At 71.6% G+C, this 16,519-nt stretch carries 11 protein-coding genes; 1 reads left to right on the top strand and 10 read right to left on the bottom strand.

Translation table 11 applies throughout. The annotated features are described in order from the left end of the window. Nucleotides 1–134: 134 nt before the first annotated feature. The 8 genes from FHS22_RS16100 to FHS22_RS16065 all read right to left on the bottom strand — a co-directional run bounded on the left by FHS22_RS16100 (nt 135) and on the right by FHS22_RS16065 (nt 13,271). Nucleotides 135–3,569, bottom strand: a complete 3,435-nt coding sequence (locus FHS22_RS16100; RefSeq protein WP_184942459.1) for a bifunctional glycosyltransferase/CDP-glycerol:glycerophosphate glycerophosphotransferase — start codon at nt 3,567–3,569, stop codon at nt 135–137. A 4-nt stretch (nt 3,570–3,573) separates the two neighbouring features. Continuing rightward, the gene (locus FHS22_RS16095) at nt 3,574–5,238 is read right to left on the bottom strand and encodes a glycosyltransferase family 2 protein (RefSeq protein WP_184942457.1); all 1,665 of its coding nucleotides are present in this window, start codon (nt 5,236–5,238) and stop codon (nt 3,574–3,576) included. Further along, nucleotides 5,238–7,187 (bottom strand): glycosyltransferase family 2 protein, encoded by a 1,950-nt coding sequence (locus FHS22_RS16090; protein WP_184942456.1) that lies wholly within the window; start codon nt 7,185–7,187, stop codon nt 5,238–5,240. Before FHS22_RS16090 ends, FHS22_RS16095 begins: the two co-directional genes overlap by 1 nt. Nucleotides 7,188–7,422: 235 nt before the next feature. Next, nucleotides 7,423–8,913, bottom strand: a complete 1,491-nt coding sequence (locus FHS22_RS16085; RefSeq protein ID WP_184942454.1) for a hypothetical protein — start codon at nt 8,911–8,913, stop codon at nt 7,423–7,425. A 207-nt stretch (nt 8,914–9,120) separates the two neighbouring features. Continuing rightward, entirely contained in the window at nt 9,121–10,644 is a 1,524-nt protein-coding gene (locus FHS22_RS16080) for a hypothetical protein (protein WP_184942452.1), read from the bottom strand. Continuing rightward, complete coding sequence (gene rfbB, locus FHS22_RS16075; protein ID WP_184942450.1) at nt 10,641–11,618, bottom strand: dTDP-glucose 4,6-dehydratase; 978 nt, start codon at nt 11,616–11,618, stop codon at nt 10,641–10,643. Before rfbB ends, FHS22_RS16080 begins: the two co-directional genes overlap by 4 nt. Further along, nucleotides 11,615–12,682, bottom strand: coding sequence for a glucose-1-phosphate thymidylyltransferase (locus FHS22_RS16070; RefSeq protein ID WP_184942449.1), 1,068 nt, complete (start codon nt 12,680–12,682; stop codon nt 11,615–11,617). Before FHS22_RS16070 ends, rfbB begins: the two co-directional genes overlap by 4 nt. A 52-nt stretch (nt 12,683–12,734) precedes the next feature. Beyond that, the gene (locus FHS22_RS16065; protein WP_184942447.1) at nt 12,735–13,271 is read right to left on the bottom strand and encodes a GtrA family protein; all 537 of its coding nucleotides are present in this window, start codon (nt 13,269–13,271) and stop codon (nt 12,735–12,737) included. Between the two features lie 98 nt (nt 13,272–13,369). On the opposite strand from FHS22_RS16065, the gene FHS22_RS16060 reads away from it, so the two are divergent. Beyond that, complete coding sequence (locus FHS22_RS16060; RefSeq protein WP_184942446.1) at nt 13,370–14,335, top strand: glycosyltransferase family 2 protein; 966 nt, start codon at nt 13,370–13,372, stop codon at nt 14,333–14,335. A 72-nt stretch (nt 14,336–14,407) separates the two neighbouring features. Here FHS22_RS16060 and FHS22_RS16055 read toward each other — a convergent pair whose 3' ends face one another. Then, nucleotides 14,408–15,172: a formyltransferase family protein gene (locus FHS22_RS16055; protein WP_184942445.1), complete on the bottom strand. Its 765-nt coding sequence runs from the start codon at nt 15,170–15,172 to the stop codon at nt 14,408–14,410. A gap of 83 nt (nt 15,173–15,255) precedes the next feature. Next, a complete protein-coding gene (gene rffA / locus FHS22_RS16050; RefSeq protein ID WP_345096918.1) occupies nt 15,256–16,410 on the bottom strand; it encodes a dTDP-4-amino-4,6-dideoxygalactose transaminase in 1,155 nt (384 codons plus the stop codon). Between the last annotated feature and the right edge of the window lie 109 nt (nt 16,411–16,519).

Here is a 16,519-nt window from a genome sequence, read left to right as displayed (position 1 = left end):
CCGGTGGATCCACGCCCTCTCCGCGCGGATCCGGGCGGACCCGTTCCGGTGATCCGGCGCGGGGCACGACGACGACAGCCCGGAGCCCTGTCGGGCTCCGGGCTGTCGTCCGGACGGCGGCGGGGACGGGTCGTTCAGGTGAAGACCCGGTCGACGACCCTGGCCGCGGCGCCTCCGTCGTCGAGGGGGCGGTGCCTGGCGGCGAAGGCGGCATAGCGCTCCGCGTACTCCGCGGCGACCGCGTCGAGCGACCTGAGCGCCTCGACGACCTCGTCGGTGCCGCGCAGCACCGGGCCGGGCGCCTCCGTCTCCAGGTCGAGGTGGAGGGCCCGGCCCTCCCTCCGGTAGCGCTCCAGGTCGTAGGCGTACAGGAGGATCGGGCGGCCGGTCAGCGCGAAGTCGGCCATCGCCGAGGAGTAGTCGGTGACGAGGACGTCGGCGACCAGGTACAGCTCCTGGACGTCCGGATAGGCCGACACGTCGAAGACGAACTCCCCGTCGGCCCGGGGCACCGCGTCCACCATGTCGGGATGCCGGCGGACCAGCAGCACGTGGTCGGATCCGAGTCGCTCGCGCATCCGCTCCACGTCCAGCCGGAGGTCGAGCCGGGGGCGCCCCCTGCCGTCGACCACGTCCTCGCGCGAGGTCGGGGCGTACAGCACCGCCTTCCTCCCGTACGGCAGGCCGATCCGCCGCCTGACCCGCTCGGCCAGCTCCTCCCGGCCCTGCCGTACCAGCACGTCGTTGCCCGGCTGCCCGGTCTCCAGCACCGTCCCGGCGAACCGGAGGGCGTCTTTGAGGATCGCCGTGCACCAGGGGCCGGGCGAGACCAGGTAGTCCCACTGCGCGGCCCTCTTCTCCAGCCGCCTGCGGACCTCCGGCGCGGCGAGCGAGACCGCCTCGGTGCCGAACCCGATCCGTTTCACCCCGGAGCCGTGCCAGGTCTGCAGGACCGTCTGCCCCTGCCTGCGCTCGAACCAGGACGGCAGGTGGGTGTTGGCGACGACGTACCGGCAGCGCGCGAGCGCCTCGTAGTGCTCCCTGCCGTGGAAGCGGACCGGGAGAACGCCGGGAGGCAGTTCCACCTGCCCGTCCCTGACGACCCACAGGAACTCCAGGGCGGAGTCCCTGCGCCGCAGTTCCTCGTAGACGGCCCGGGGGCCGTCGGAGAACCGCCTGCCGGAGTAGCTGTCGAACAGCACGGCCTGCCGGAGCGGCTCCGCCCGCCACGCGGGGTAGCGGACCGTCCGCAGCTCCTGCTGGCCGGCGGCGCCGCGCTCCTCGTCCGTCAGATCGTCGCCCACCGTGAGCAGGGCGTTCCCCGTCCCGTCCGCCTCCAGCACGAACGACCGCGCGGCGGTGCCGTGCCGTACGGCCTCGCAGCCCTCCAGGGGGAGGTCCCGGGCGGGGGTCCGGAGCGTCAGCCTGTACTCCCCCGCGGGCAGCGGAAGCGTCCCGGCCAGGGAGGGGATCGCGCCGGGGGTGAGGACGGCCTCGAAGCGGGCGCCGTCGCAGCGGACGGGGAACGACCGCTCGTCACGGCGGTCGGTGGCGGACGCGACGAGGAGCACCGCGCCGGAGCCGGGATCCGGGCCTGAGCCGGGGCCGGTGAACCCTCCGGCGAGCAGCAGCCGCCCGTCCTGCGACCACTCCGCGCGCTCCAGCGCGGCCGCCGGGGGCCGCACCCGCACCACCGGCTCCCCGGCCGGTGACGCGGTCACGATGACCTCGCGGTCGCCCTCCGTGTGGCGGAGCGCCGGGAGGCCGTCGGCGATCGGCACCGCCTCGTCGCCGGCGGCGAGGCGGATCCGCCACTCCGTCCCGGTGTCCAGGGCCGAGGCCTCCGGTCCGGCGGGGTCGAGCCGGGGAACCCGCCGGGGCAGCACGTCCCGGAGATCGATCTCGGCGCGGAAGGAGCCGTTCCGGCCGCTGACCGGATAGGACAGCACGGATCCGTCGGGCTCGCGGACCAGCTGGAGGACCGGCGAGGCCGGGCCGGCCGGGGCGTCCCCGGTCAGCAGGAGCCGCCCGTCCGCCACCGCCCGGCCGGTGAGCCGCAGCCGCCCGGGCTCCGCCCGCAGGACGAAGTCGCCGCCGTCCCGCCCGGTGACCAGGCGCAGGCCCGGCCGTACCTCGCGGGCGCTCTCGGCGCCGCCCGCGCGCAGCCGCTCGCGCCGCACCATGCCGCGGTGGATCACCATCAGCTCGACGTGCCAGGCCGACGCCTTCCCGGCGCCGAGCTTCGCCGGGTCGACGACGATGCGGAAGCCTCCCCAGTCGCGGCGTTTGCGGCTGGTGCGGGAGTATCCGATCGATCCCGCCTGCACGGCGGTGACCGGGAGGCGGATCTGCCGCCCGGTGCCGGACTGCACCAGCGAGGCGAAGACCTGCTGGTGCACCCGCTGGGACGGGCGGAGGTAGCGGAGGGTGGCCCGCCCTTCGACCACCAGGCGGTCGCCCTCCCAGCGCACCTCGTCCACCCGCTGCCGCAGGGTGAGGTCGCCGCGCAGGCGCGTCGCCTCCGCGGGCAGGTCGCCTACCGGCGTGTCGAGGTGGTAGCGGGTCCCCCTGCGCACGGCCTGCGGCTCGGCGGCCTGCTCCCAGGCGAGGTGCTCCAGCGCGTCGGCCATCCTGCCGTGCCGTACCAGGTGCCACAGGATGCGGCGCCTGGCGGAGACGGCGGGCAGGACGCCGGGTCCGACCTCGTCGAGGTAGGCCGCGGCGAGGTCGGCGAACCGCCGCCGGAAGGCGTCGTCGCCGTGCTGGAGGGCCGCGAAGAAGACGGGGAGGTCGTGGTCGAGGACGGTGCGGTCCCAGGCGGGGACGTGCTCGGCGAAGCCTCCGCCGAGGAGGAAGTCCCGGACCGACCGCACGGCGGTGAAGCGGTCCTCGATGCCTCTGACCTGCGCGCGGTCCTGGGTGATGGAGAGCCGCTCGCCCTCCCGCTCGCGCCACAGGTAGACGGGCGCGGACAGCACGTCCACCGACTTGGCGCGGAAGTGCGCCGGGAGGGCGACCGCGATGTCCTCGTACAGCACGCCCTCGGGGAAGCTCATCGCGTGCTCGTCCCAGAACGCGCGGCGCCAGAGCTTGTTGGTGACCAGCCGGTCCCTGAGCAGGAGGTCGTGCTCGGTGACGTGGGTGCGCCGGAGCGGGTGGGCCGCGATCTCCCGGTACATCGGCGCCTGCCGTACGCCCCGCGCGCCGAACCGCTGCACGTTCCCCGCGACCAGGTCGGAGCCGGTCTCCAGGAGGCTGCCCGCCATGGTCTCCAGGGCGTGCAGCGGCAGCATGTCGTCGCTGTCGAGGAAGGCGACGAACTCGCCCGAGGCCCGGCGCAGCCCGGCGTTGCGTGCCGCGCCCAGGCCGCGGTTGGGCTGGCGGACGAGCAGGAAGCGGGGGTCGTCCGCCGCGTACTCCCGGGCGATGCCGGCGCTGCCGTCGGGCGAGCCGTCGTCGACCATGACGACCTCGATGTCGCTCCAGGTCTGGCTCGCGAGGGACTCCAGGCACGCCCGGAGGTAGGGCTCGACGTTGTAGATCGGCACGATGACGCTGATCAGCGGCATGGGTTCACCCTCCGGATCGCTGGCGGCGGGTCCCGGTCATCCCGACCATGCGCAGCCCCTTGCCGACGGCGCGGCGCAGGCTCCGGGCGGGGACCGGGTCGAGCCGCTCCAGGTGCCGGCCGCGGGCCCTCTCCTTCCACCGCTGCGCCCTGCGCTCCCATTTCTCCGCCCTGCGCCGCCACTGCTCCGCCTGGACCGCCAGCGCGGTCCCCGCCGTGGAGCATTCGTCGCCGGCGGGCAGGATCCCCCAGCTGCGGCCGTCCTCCCAGACCATGCCGGAGATCTGGTGGACGGCCTCGTCCAGGTCCGCGCCCGGCCCGGTGAGCAGCCGGGCGCGGGAGACGGCGGCGGTCCGCTCCAGCCGGGCCGTCACCAGTTCCCCGCGTTCGTCCAGGATCACGGCCACCAGGCCGAGGGTCCGCTCGTCGGCGAACTTCACGAGCCGGCCCAGCGTCTCCGGCTCGGGGACCCACCCGGCCGGGCACTCGAACCGGAAGGGCGCCGGGAACGCCGTCCCGGCGGCCTCCTCCACGAACCTGACGCGGGACTCCCCCCGGTACGACTCCCGGACCAGCCGGAGGTCCAGCAGCGGGTCGTCCAGCGGGGAGCGGCGCTCGTCGGTGAGCAGGCCCCAGGGGCCGACGAGCGTGACGGAGAGGTCCGACATCCAGCTCCCCAGCAGGCCGTCGACCGTGGCCCGCACGGCCTCCAGGGAGCGGCCCTCCGCCCCCACCACGGTCTCCACCCTGGGCACGAGGTACTGCCGGCCCGGCCCCCTGGACGACCGGTACTGGCGGTGGGGGACCCGCTCCGCCATGAACGGCTTGGTGTAGCGCTGGACCTCGTCCTGGCGGCGCATCACCGTGGAGACGCCGAGGTGGCGGCAGGACGACTCCCGGTCGGCGACGAAGACGGCACCGGCCTGCGCCAGGCGGTAGCCGATCTCGGTGTCCGAGCCGCGCGGCAGCGAGGTGTCCATCCCTCCCGCGCGCAGGTACATCTCCCGGGGCAGGGACGCCGTGGCGCCGACGTGGAGCCGGAAGACGTCCGGGCCCGCCCGCCGGAGGTCGCCGGTCCCGTCCCACACCGCCTCGGTCCACTGGGCCGTGCCCTCGTCGCCGCCGAAGAGCCCGCCCACGGCCCCCGCGGCGACGGCGGCGTGCACCTCCCGCGCGCTCAGGCTCCCCGGCTCCCACTCGTTGAACCGCAGGTGGCCCAGGATCACGAGGTAGTCGGCCAGGTGGTGCCAGCGCATCTGCGCCTCGACGTGCTCCCTGGACAGCACCAGGTCCGAGTCGATCCGGTGCACGACCTCGCCCTGCGCGGCCAGCACCCCGCTGTGGTAGGCGTTGGCGATGCCCCAGCCGTCGGGCAGGGGCCGGATGATCCGGGTGTTCTCCGGCACCAGGTCGGGGAGGCGGAGCGACGCCTCCTCCCCGTCGTCGACGACCACGACCTCCATCAGGTCGCTCGGATAGCTCTGGGCGGCGAGGCTCGCGAGAGTGAGGGGCAGGGTGTCCGCACACCGGTACGCCGGGATGACGACGCTCACGGTGCGCCTGGGGGTCCAGCCGCCCAGCGCCGGAGGGGTCAGGCAGCCGAAGTCGTTCCCCCGGATCAGCGGTCCGGAAGTCTCGGCCGCATCCGGGTCCGCGGTACACGTGTGCATCACTGCTGTCCTTTGCTTGCGATGGCCTGGCCGTTCACGGCGTGCGGCGCTCCCTGCGGCGGACGCACCTCCGTTTCCATCAGCGCGTTCGGATGGAAACCCCGCCACTGCCGGCGGTAGTTCGACAGGAAGGAGTTGAGCGGTTCCTGCCAGGTGTGCCCTGACACGCGCCGCCGGCCGATGAGGTAGTTGAAACCGTGCGTGCGGTAGATGCGGCCGCCCCCCGCGGCGACGGCCTCCAGCAACTGGCCGTCCACCGTCCGGGGGATGGGCCGGAACCCTCCCACCCCGTCGAAGACGGCCCGCGAGACCAGGATGGAGCTGCCGGCGACGTGTCCGGTGTAGATCTCCGAGTCGACGCAGCGGCGGACGGTGACGTCGAGGGGCTCCAGGTAGTAGAACTCCCCCGCGGCGCCCACCAGGTCGGCGCAGGAGTACCTCTGGGCGAGCAGCAGGTCCGACAGGTGGTCCGGGCCGTACCAGTCGTCGTCGTCCATCTTGGTGAGATACGCGCCGGACGCGCGGCGGGCCGCCCCGTTGAGCACCTCGCCGAACACGCGGTCCGCGTCCTCCTCCAGCACGGTGATCTCACCCGGATGGGCGGCCACCGCCTCCGCCACCTCCGGAAGGCCCGCGGGGATCCCGTGCAGGGTGAGGACCACCTCCGCCTCCACCCCGCGCTGCCGGGCCACCTGGCCCAGTGCCGCCCTCACCAGCTCCGGCCGCCGGGTGCACAGCAGGACGGAGACGGTCGGCGGGTCCGGCGGCCGGACGCCCCTCTGCTCCGCGATCTGCCGCCAGCGGGCCGCCACCCCGTGCGCCGCCAGCGCCGAGCGCCGCAACCGGATGCTGTACTGCTCGCGGGCCATCGGGTCGGCGAGGTCCTCCGGGTCGAACCCGTCCAGGAGCGCCGCCAGCTCCGTGCCGAGGACCCCGCTCCAGCGGGCGCCCGGCCGGGCCACGACGGGGACCCCCGCCGCCGCCAGGCCGCAGACGGCACGCGCGACCCCCGCCGGGTCGAGCCACTCCCCGGCGAGGTCCACCGACACGCCCGCGAGCCCCCGCACCCGGGCGACGTCCACCTCGGTGAGCGCCCCCGACAGCGGGATCCGCGTGACGACCTCCCCCTGCCGGGCGACCTCGTACACCCCCCGCTCGTCCCGGAGCTCGCCGACCGGACCGTCCACCGTGGGGAGGAACCCGACCGGGCAGACCGACAGCTCGTCGACCGGCGGGATGTCGAGGGGGGAGCCCGCCGGACCGGGACCGCCGCCGGTGAGGGGCTCGGCCCGGTCGACCGGCCGCGCGTCGTCCTCCGGCCACGGCGGCGCCTGGGCCCCCGTCGTCCGCAACGGCACGTCGCATCCCGGCGCCCCCCGCCGGGCGGGGACCGGTCCGGACACGGGGGCGAGCACGACGTTGGGGTCTCCCGGCCGCCAGTGGCAGGAGCCCACCCCCGCCAGGGCCACCACCGGCGCGTTCGGCGCCTCCCGCGGCAGGCCGCCGGTCAGCCCGCGGGCCAGTGCCTTCAGGACCTCTCCGGCCGGCGTCCGCGCGGTGAAACTCGTGTCGATCCGCCACGAGCCGTCCTGGCGGCGGGAGACGCGGAGGTCGAGCAGCCGGTCCCAGTGCGGCGCGCCGCCGGTGACCGGGACGGGCACCGGCCGCCAGTCGGGAGAACCGGCGATGATCACGGTGATCTCGCGCGCCTTCGGCATGAGGCCGGCGAGGGGGACCGCGCGCCTCAGATCGGCGGTCGTCCTGGCCGCGAGGAGGAAGCGGGCCACCTTCTCCTCCGTGAGCGGCCGGTCCGTGGACGCGCCGTCCAGGTCCGTCCAGGCCGTGCCGTCGCCGTCGCACATCCGGGTCAGCAGGCCGGGGTACCCCTCGAACCCGATATGGCACCCTCGGACGGCGGGCGTGGCCTTCAGGAAACTCCGCACGTGCATCCCCCATGAAAATGCTCCGCGTTTCCGGTTCGGCGACCGACTTCCGGCGGGCGGAGGTGAAGAAATGTATGTCCGCGACCGGGACGGGAAGCGGCCCTGTCGACCGGTGGCGAAATGAAGCTATCCATGACCTCGCGGGACCGGCCGTGGTTTTACTCCGAGTTTGCCGGTCGCCGGGCGGACGTGCGGCCGGGAACCCTTCGGGCCCGCCGGCGGCGCGAAATGCGCCGCCGGTTCATCCCCGCCCGCCCTCCGACAGGACTCCGGGGGCCTCGGGGCGCCTGTCACCGTTGTTCACCCGGACGTACCAGTCCCGTGAGGACAGGCTGTATTTCGGCCAGCCCGACAGGTAGGAGGCGTTCCGGTCCGTCGTTCCCTGGTAGACCACCATTACGGAATAACCGCTCTTGACTTTGTCCTCGATGTAGTACGAAGACGCACGGAGAAGTTTCTCCCCGGACACCCCTATCGATTCGCAGCCCAGGCTGTGCGCGATCTGCGGTGCGTTCAGCCCGTACACGAGGCAGGGTCGCCCGTAGCCGATCGCCCTGAGGTCCTCCGCCAGGAGTGTGCTGCGTTCGCGGCTGCTCTCCGTCGGGACGAGATTCGCCATCAGGTACCGGTGCTGCACGTACACGTGAGCCGCCAGGACGAGGGCGCAGCACGCCACCGCGGAGGCGACCCGGGTCCGCGGCCGGACGGCCGCAGCGGACCGCAGCACTCCCTCCGCGACGACGAGCGCCCACAGTCCGTAGGCGGGCAGCAGGTACCGGGGGGCGGTGAAGCCCGGATGGTACAGGTAGGCGCCCGCGATGCCCGCCCCGACGACGGCCGGGGCGACGGCGGTGAGCCAGTCCCCCCGCTTCCAGGCCGCCACCAGGCCGATCGCCGCCAGCAGCGCGGCGCCCGCCAGCCATCCGAGCGCGCTCGGGGGAACGGGGCCGCATGCGGCCGGAGTGGCGCAGAACATCGGCCCGTCCAGCGCTCTCACGTGATTGTCGACGAGCCACTTGGTGGTTCCGAAACTGTAGGTGGCCAGTTCGAGCCGGGGGACGACCCCCCCGTACTTCAGCACCGACTCCAGCACCCACTGCCCGAACCCCACCGCGGAGCCCGCGGCCAGCGCCCCCATCGCGAGCGCCGCCGTCCGCCGCCACCGCCGGGACAGCATCATGACCGCCGTCACCCCGGCGATGGACACGACGACGGCCATGGCGTCCGACGGGCGGAACAGCGGCAGGACCGCCGCGACGACGGCCACCGCGGCCAGAGTCGTCCGTCCGACCGGTTCCCGCGCGGCAGCGGCCCGCAGAACCAGCCCGGTGAGCGCCACGGTGCCGAACGCGGTGTAGAGGTTGGGCATGACCTCGTTGCCGTAGAACACCGTCGTCCAGCAGCCGGCGAACAGCGCCGCCGCCAGCGGGACCGCGTAGCCGGGCCGTACCGCCAGCCAGACGCGGAAGGAGAGGAACAGCAGCAGAGAGGAGACCAGCGTCAGGTAGATTCGCAGGGCCTCGACCGAATCCGTGAGCATGACCACGGGAGCGACGAGGAGCGGCGTCCCCCAGCCGCGGGATGCGTGGTAGGCGGCCGGGTTTCCGTGGCGGGAGAACTGACTGGCGTACACCGCCTCGTCGTATCCGAGCCCCATCCCCGGAGCGATCAGGAAGAGCTGGGCGACCGCGTAGCCGATCGCCACGATCGCCAGCAGCGATTCCGGCCCCATCCTGGTCCGGCCTCTCCGGGACGCCGGCCCCTCCTTCCTCCCGGGGCGCGCCCGGTCGAGGAGGCGGGTGGGCGTCCGAGCTTCCCTCTGGTTCGGATCCTGCATCGGCTGGAAGCCTCTCTGAGAAATGGATGCGATGCCCGGAACGGCTTTCGGCACGCGCCGCAGGTCCGCCCGCCGGGCCGGGCGACGGTGACCGCGGTGTCTTCAGAGGCCGGGTTCGTATCCCACCGGACCCGGAGGGGCGGCAGGGCCGGCCGCTCCGTCGCTGATCCGGGCGTACCAGTCGTTGGAGGTCAGCCGGTGCCTCGGCCATGCGGCCAGGTCTGACGCGGCCCTGTCGGCGTCACCGCGGTAGACCACGATGACGGAGTATCCGTTCGCCGCCTTGAGCGGCACATGTCTCGGAGTGGCGGGCAGCGCCTTGCCCCCGGACGCGCCGGCGGCCTCGCAGCCCAGGTGGTGACCGATCTGGGGAGCGTGCCAGCCGTACACCAGGCAGGGGCGGCGGTAGCCGATCTTCTTCACCTTCGCCGCCACCACGACGTCCTGAGCGCGTCCCGGCGTGAGCCGCCCGACGTTGTCGAGCAGGTAGACGGCCTGTGAGCCCAGGTGCCCCACGGCGAGAAGACCGCAGAACGCCACCGCGTACGCGGCCCGGGTCCGCTGTCGCAGGGCGGCTCCCACGACGAGGACGCCGTCCGCCGCGGCGATCGACAGGAGCCCGTAGGCGGGCAGCAGGTAGCGCGGATGCGGGAGGAGGGGGTGGTACAGGTAGGCGCCGGCGATCCCCAGGGCGACGGCGGCGGGCGCGGCGGACACGAGCCGGTGCCCCCGTTTCCAGAGCGTCACCGAACCGATCGCCGAGAGCAGCAGGAGAGCCGTCGCCCATGCGACGCCACCGGCGCTGACCGGGCCGCAGGTATCCGGTGTCGAGCAGACCACCGGTCCGTCCAGTGCGCGCAGGTAGTGCTCGGCGAGCCACCGGTAGGGGCCGAAGTACTCGGTCGCCAGTTCCATGCGCTCGGCGACGCCGCCGTACCTGCGCACCGCGTCCGCGGTCCACAGACCCCAGGCCGCCAGCAGGCCGGCGCCGAGCGCGGCGATCACACCGACGGCGCGGCGCCGGTGCCCCGGGGAGAGCAGGGTGCAGGCCGTCACCCCTGCCAGGATCAGGACGATGACCGTCGTGTCGGTCGGGCGGAACAACGAGACGAGGACCACCAGGCCCGCCGTCACCGCGAGGGCCGCCCGGCCGGAAGGGACGCCCGGGATGACCGCTCTCAGGACCAGGCCGGTGAGCGCGACGGCGCCGAGTGCGGTGAAGATGTTCGGCATGGCCTCGCTGCCGTAGAACACCGTCGGCCAGCAGGCGGCGAAAAGGGCGGCGGCCATGGGGACGGTGTACCCCGGCCGGATCGGGAGCCAGATGCGGAACGCGCCGAACAGCAGCAGTGAGGACAGAACCATCAGATAAGCGCGCAGAACCGCTATCGAGTCCGTGAACACGACCACGGGAGCGACCACGAGCGGTGTCCCCCAGCCGCGGGAGGCGTGGAACGCGATGGGCGCTCCTTTCCCGGAGAACTGGCTGATGTACACCGCCTCGTCCCACTCGATGCCGAATGCCGTGGTGACCAGGGAGAACTGGACGGCGGCGTAGCACAGGGCGACGATCGACAGCAGGAGCCCGGGGCTGACCCGCCGCCGGCCCGGCACCAGGACGGTCAACGAGTGGCCCCTTTCAGGGGGCGCCACCAGTTCTCGTTGCCGCGGTACCACGCCACGGTCTCGGCCAGTCCTTCGGCGAAGTCGACCCGGGGCTCGTACCCGATCGCCCGGGCCTTGCCGCTGTCCACCGAGTAGCGCAGATCGTGCCCGAGCCGGTCGGGAACGCGCACGACCATGTCCCAGCCCGCGCCGAAGGCGGCCAGCAGCCGCTCGGTCAGCTCCAGGTTGGTGAGCTCGACACCGCCGCCGATGTTGTAGATCTCACCCGGGGACCCCTTCTCCAGCACGAGCTGGATTCCCCGGCAGTGGTCGTCGACGTGCAGCCACTCCCGGACGTTGCGGCCGTCCCCGTAGAGAGGGACCCGGCGGCCGTCGGCCAGGTTGGTGACGAAGAGCGGGATGACCTTCTCCGGGTACTGGTGGGGGCCGTAGTTGTTGGAGCAGCGGGTGATGCGGACGTCGAGGCCGTGTGTCCTGGCGTACGCGCGGCAGAAAAGGTCGGCGGAGGCCTTGGCCGCCGAGTAGGGCGAGTTGGGCAGCAGGGGCTGCGACTCGTCCCACGAGCCCTCGGCGATCGACCCGTACACCTCGTCGGTGGAGACCTGGACGAACGTGCCGACCCCGCCGTCCAGCGCCGCCTGGAGCAGCCGCTGCGTGCCCAGCACATTGGTCGTCGCGAAGTCGCCGGCCCCGGTGATGGACCGGTCGACGTGCGACTCCGCCGCGAAGTTCACGACGACGTCGTGGCCGGGGACGATGTCCGCGAGCAGGCGCGCGTCGGCGATGTCCCCGCGGACGAAGCGGTAGTCGCGGTGCTCGGCCACGGCGGCGAGGTTGGCGAGATTGCCGGCGTAGGTCAGTTTGTCGAGGACCGTGACGCGGGCGTCCTCGAACCCCGGGTACGCACCCCGCAGCAGCGACCTCACGTAGTGGGAGCCGATGAATCCGGCGCCTCCTGTGACCAGGACTCTCATGCGCGCACCTGGATCCTGCTGTGGTCGCCGACCATGAGGCCGTACGTGTTCGGGGCGCCCTCCGCGCGGCTCACCTCGACGTTGCGTCCGATGAGGGAGTGGGCCAGCCGGGAGACCCCGTGCACGGAGGAGTCGTCGAGCACGATCGAGTACTCGACCTCGGCGTCCTGCACGACACAGCGCGGCCCGATCGAGGTGAAGGGCCCGACGTACGAGGACTGGATCTTCGCGTCGGCTCCCACCACGATCGGACCGCGGAGCACCGAGTTCTCCACCACGGCCCCCGGCTCGATGACGACCCGTCCGGTGATCTCGCTCAGCCCGTCGACCGTGCCCCTGTTGTCCGGTGCGATCGTTTCCAGGATCATGCGGTTGCACTCCAGCAGATCCTGCAGCCGGCCGGTGTCCTTCCAGTAGCCGCTCACCATGTGGGAGTGGACCGAGTAGCCGTTCCCGATGAGCCACTGGATGGCGTCGGTGATCTCCAGCTCGCCGCGCGCGGACGGCGCGATCGCCCGGACCGCCTCGTGGATGGCCGGCGAGAACGAGTACACCCCCACGATGGCCATGTCACTGCGCGGATGGACCGGCTTCTCCTGCAGCCCGATGATCTCACCGGTGGGTCCCAGTTCGGCGACTCCGTAGAACTGGGGCTCGGTGACCCTCGTGAGGAGGACCTGGGCGTCGTATCCGCCGTGGCAGAACGCGTCGACGAGGTCGGATATCCCGCCGAGGAGGAAGTTGTCGCCGAGATACATGACGAACGGATCGCCTGCGAGGAACTCCTGCGCGATCAGGACGCAGTGCGCCAGGCCGAGAGGGGCTTCCTGGGGGATGTAGGTGACGTCGAGTCCGAACTTCGAGCCGTCCCCGACGGCCTCCCGTACCTCGGCGCCCGTGTCGCCGGTGATGATTCCGACGCAGGTGATGCCCGCATCGCGTATCGCCTCGAGCCCGTAGTAGAGCACCGGCTTGTTCGCCACCGGAACCAGCTGCTTGGCGGAAGTGTGCGTCAGCGGCCGCAGCCTCGTTCCCCTGCCGCCCGCCAGAACAAGCGCTTTCACCCTTGTGGACTCCCTGTTCTCCGTCTGCAGCCGACCGCGGTGGCCGCTGTTCTCAGATTCTGGGAGAGAACAGGCCCGGACCACTCTCCGCTTTGCGTTCCGGCACCCCGGGCATTACCGATGCTTTGCTTCCGGTTTTTTCACGGAAGGCCCAGGACCGGTTGACCAGGTAAGCGAGGACGGTGCTCGCCGGGACCACGAACACCTGCGCCGCCAGGACGGGGAGCCCCACGATCTCCACCAGGACCGGGAGAACGACCGCAGAGGTGGCGAGAAAGCTCAGTCCGACCAGATAGAACCGGGCGAACCCGGTGATCCACGAACCGGTCGAGACGCGGAACACCACCAGCCGGTACCACGGGTAGACGAGCATGACGGCGAGGAGATGGCTTCCCGCCACCAGGAAAAGGTAGGGAACCACCCGTTCAAGAAGCAGCAAAGCGAGGGCAAGAAGACTGAAATAGGCGACGACCGTCATGCCTCCCCCCAGCAAATATGTGGTGCGCTGTCCACGAAGGGCCGACGTCGAGGAACGAGCCCGGATATCCGATCCGACGTGGGGGGCGACCCGTACATCCAGCTCAGTCATCCGCTGGCACCTCCGAATTCTCGATAATTGCCGCCAGGAATTCTGAAGGATCGTACAGGACCACATGAAGATTCACAGTCGATAGTCGGGAGAATAATGTGTCCGTTTCGGTGGTCATCCCGTGTTACCGCTCGGAGATAACTCTTCCACCGCTGGTCTCCAGGCTCGTCTCGGTGCTGTGCGACCTGGCCGTCCGGCATGAGGTGATCCTCGTCGTCGACGGGAGCCCGGACCGCACCTGGGACGTGGCCGAGTCCCTCGCCCGCCAGTTCGACGCCGTCCGCGCCATCCGCCTGTCCCGCAACTACGGCCAGCACAACGCGCTGGTCGCCGGCATCAGGGAGGCGCGGTTCGACGTGGTCGTCACGATGGACGACGACCTGCAGCACCCTCCCGAGCAGATCCCGCTGCTGCTGGCCGCCCTTGAGGGCGACCGGCTGGATCTCGTCTACGGCGTGCCGCACAGCGAGGAACACGGGTTCCTGCGCAGTCTCGCGTCACGATCGGTGAAAACGGGGATGTCCCGTGCGCTGGGCATCCGCAACGCACAGAAGATCGGCGCCTTCCGCGCCTTCCGCACCTGCCTGCGCGACGGGTTCGAGAGCCTGTCCGGACCCCACGCCTCCGTCGACGTCGCCCTCTCCTGGGGCACCACCCAGATCGGCTCGGTCGGGGTGCACATGAACGACCGCGAGTTCGGGGAGTCCAACTACAACCTGCGCATGCTGGTACGGCACGCGGCGAACCTGCTCCTGGGATACAGCACGGCCCCCCTGCGGGTGGCGAGCTACCTGGGCTTCCTCACCGGGATCATCGGGCTCTTCCTGGGCGGCGTGGTCCTGTGGCGCTTCGCCTCGGGCGACACCACGGTCGCCGGGTTCACCACGATCACCTCGATGGTCGCGATCTTCTCGTCCGCCCAGCTGATATCCATCGGGGTGCTCGGCGAGTACATCGGCCGCATCCACGGAGGAGGGCTGGGACGGCCGACCTACGTCGTCCGGGAGCGGGTGGGCCTGTCGGCCGCCAGAGACGTCCCGGTCCGGCCGAACGGATCCCGCTGAACGACGGAACTCCCGGCAGGCCGCGTCCGCGAGGACCCGCCTGCCGGGAGTTCCGCCGTCCGGTCCCGTCGATCACTCCGGGATCAGTTCGAGGAAGAGGCGCACGGTTCCACCGGGTGTGCGGAGCCGTACGCAGTCGTCCCGGTTGAAACAGCGGGCGCGGATGATGTCGATCATCTGTCCCACCGTCATCGTCCGATCCGGATCCAGGTGGGCGAGCTCCTCGAACTCGGTGATCGCGTGGCCGGTCGCCCTGTCGTGGTCCTGTTCCACCGGCACGAGCGTGTTCTCGCACAACGCCGGCCACGAGCGCTGGAAAAGCTCGACGGCGGCGTCCTCCAGCCTCCGGTAGAGCGAGCTGCCGGTGTCGTGCGGGCGGACCGCCACCTCCTGCTGCGCGAGGACCGCGCCGGTGTCGATCCCCTCGTCGATCATGTGGAAGGTCACACCCGCGGGCGTGCCGTCGATGATGGACCAGACGGCCGGCTGTCGTCCTCTGTTGTACGGCAGCAGCGACGGGTGGAGGTTGACGATCCCCCGGGGGAAGGCCTTCATCAGGTCGGCGGTGAAGATGTGCGCGAAGAACAGGGATATCCCCAGTTCGGCGCCGATTCCCTCAAGTCGTTCCAGCGTCTCCTCACTCCTGAGGGTGTCGCCGGTGAACACCAGGCCCCGCCTGTCCAGGTCGGGGAACAGGCTCCTGATCTCATCCGCCCGGCGGGGCCGGCGGGTGGGGGCGTTGAGCACGACCGCGGCGATGTCGGCGTCGGGCCGGCCGCGGAGCCAGGCGGCGATCTCCAGACCGCTCCGGTCGTTGCAGAAGAGGACGACGCGCATGCTAACTCCTTCTTGACTTCTGGCGGGCCCCGCGGGCAGGGCCGCCCGGTTCCGGCCCTTCGGGTCTCCGCCGGGTCCGGGTCTCAGATCACCTCGTATGACAGGACCGCCTCGATCACACGTGCCGTGTCGGTCTCGCTCAGCCCGGCGAACAGCGGCAGGCGCACCAGGCGGTCGGCGACCTTCTCCGTGGTCGGGCAGCCTGCCGCCGCCGGACGCCCGTACCGGAGCCCGGCCGGGGCCGTGTGCAGCGGCTGGTAGTGGAACGTCGCCTGGACGCCGTGCTCCGCCAGGTGGGCGATCAGGGCCTGCTGGTTCCGCAGGTCGGGAAGGAGCAGGTAGTACAGGTGCGCGGGGTGCGCGCAGTCGTCCGGGACCACCGGCTGGGAGACCTCGTTCGAAGCCGCCCAGTCCGCCAGCCCTTTGTGGTACGCGTTCCACACCGCGTGGCGCCGGAGCTGGATGGTGTCGAACTCCTCCAGCTGGGCGGTCAGCTGGGCGGCCAGTATGTCCGACGGCAGATAGCTCGACCCGATGTCGAGCCATCGGTACTTGTCCGTCTGCCCCCGGAAGAACTGGCTGCGGTTGGTGCCCTTCTCCCGGATGATCTCCGCTCGCGCGGCGAGGTCGGGATCGTTCAGGACCAGCGCGCCGCCCTCGCCGCACTGCACGTTCTTCGTCGCGTGGAAACTCTGGGTGGCCATCCGCCCGAACGACCCGAGCGGTCTGCCCCGGTACGATCCGCCCAGGCCGTGGGCGTTGTCCTCGACGACCGCGACGCCGTGCCGACCGGCTATCTCCGTGATCGCGTCCATCCGGCAGGAGACGCCGGCGTAGTGGACGACCACGATCGCCTTGGTCCGCGGCGTGATCTCGGCTTCGATCAGTCTCTCGTCCACGTTCAGGGTGTCGGGCCTGCAGTCGGCGAACACCGGCACCGCACCCCGCAGGGCGAAGGCGTTCGCCGTGGAGACGAAGGTGAACGACGGCATGATCACTTCGTCCCCCGGCTGGAGGTCGAGCAGAATGGCCGTCATCTCGAGGGCGTGGGTGCAGGAGGTCGTCAGCAGGGCCGTGCCCGCGCCGAGCATCTCCCGCAGGATTCCGCTCGCCCTGCGCGTGAACGGACCGTCCCCCGAGGTGAACCCCTGGCTCAGCGCCTCAGCGAGATATCCCATCTCGTTTTGTGAAGAATAAGGACGATTGAAAGGGATCGTCGCTAAATCTTTTGCTCTCACGCGTGAATTGAACAGCCGGACCCGGGGAACCGCTGGAGATCTGTGCTTCTTTGACCTTCCGCTGCCGATCCGTTGCCCTCGCCCCAGGCGTTCCGCGGCCCCGGAGGGA

The organism is Thiemannella venezuelensis (genome assembly GCF_014203605.1).
Classification (GTDB): Bacteria; Actinomycetota; Actinomycetes; order Streptosporangiales; family Streptosporangiaceae; genus Planomonospora_A; species Planomonospora_A venezuelensis.
This window is presented reverse-complemented; position numbering and strand designations above follow the sequence as displayed.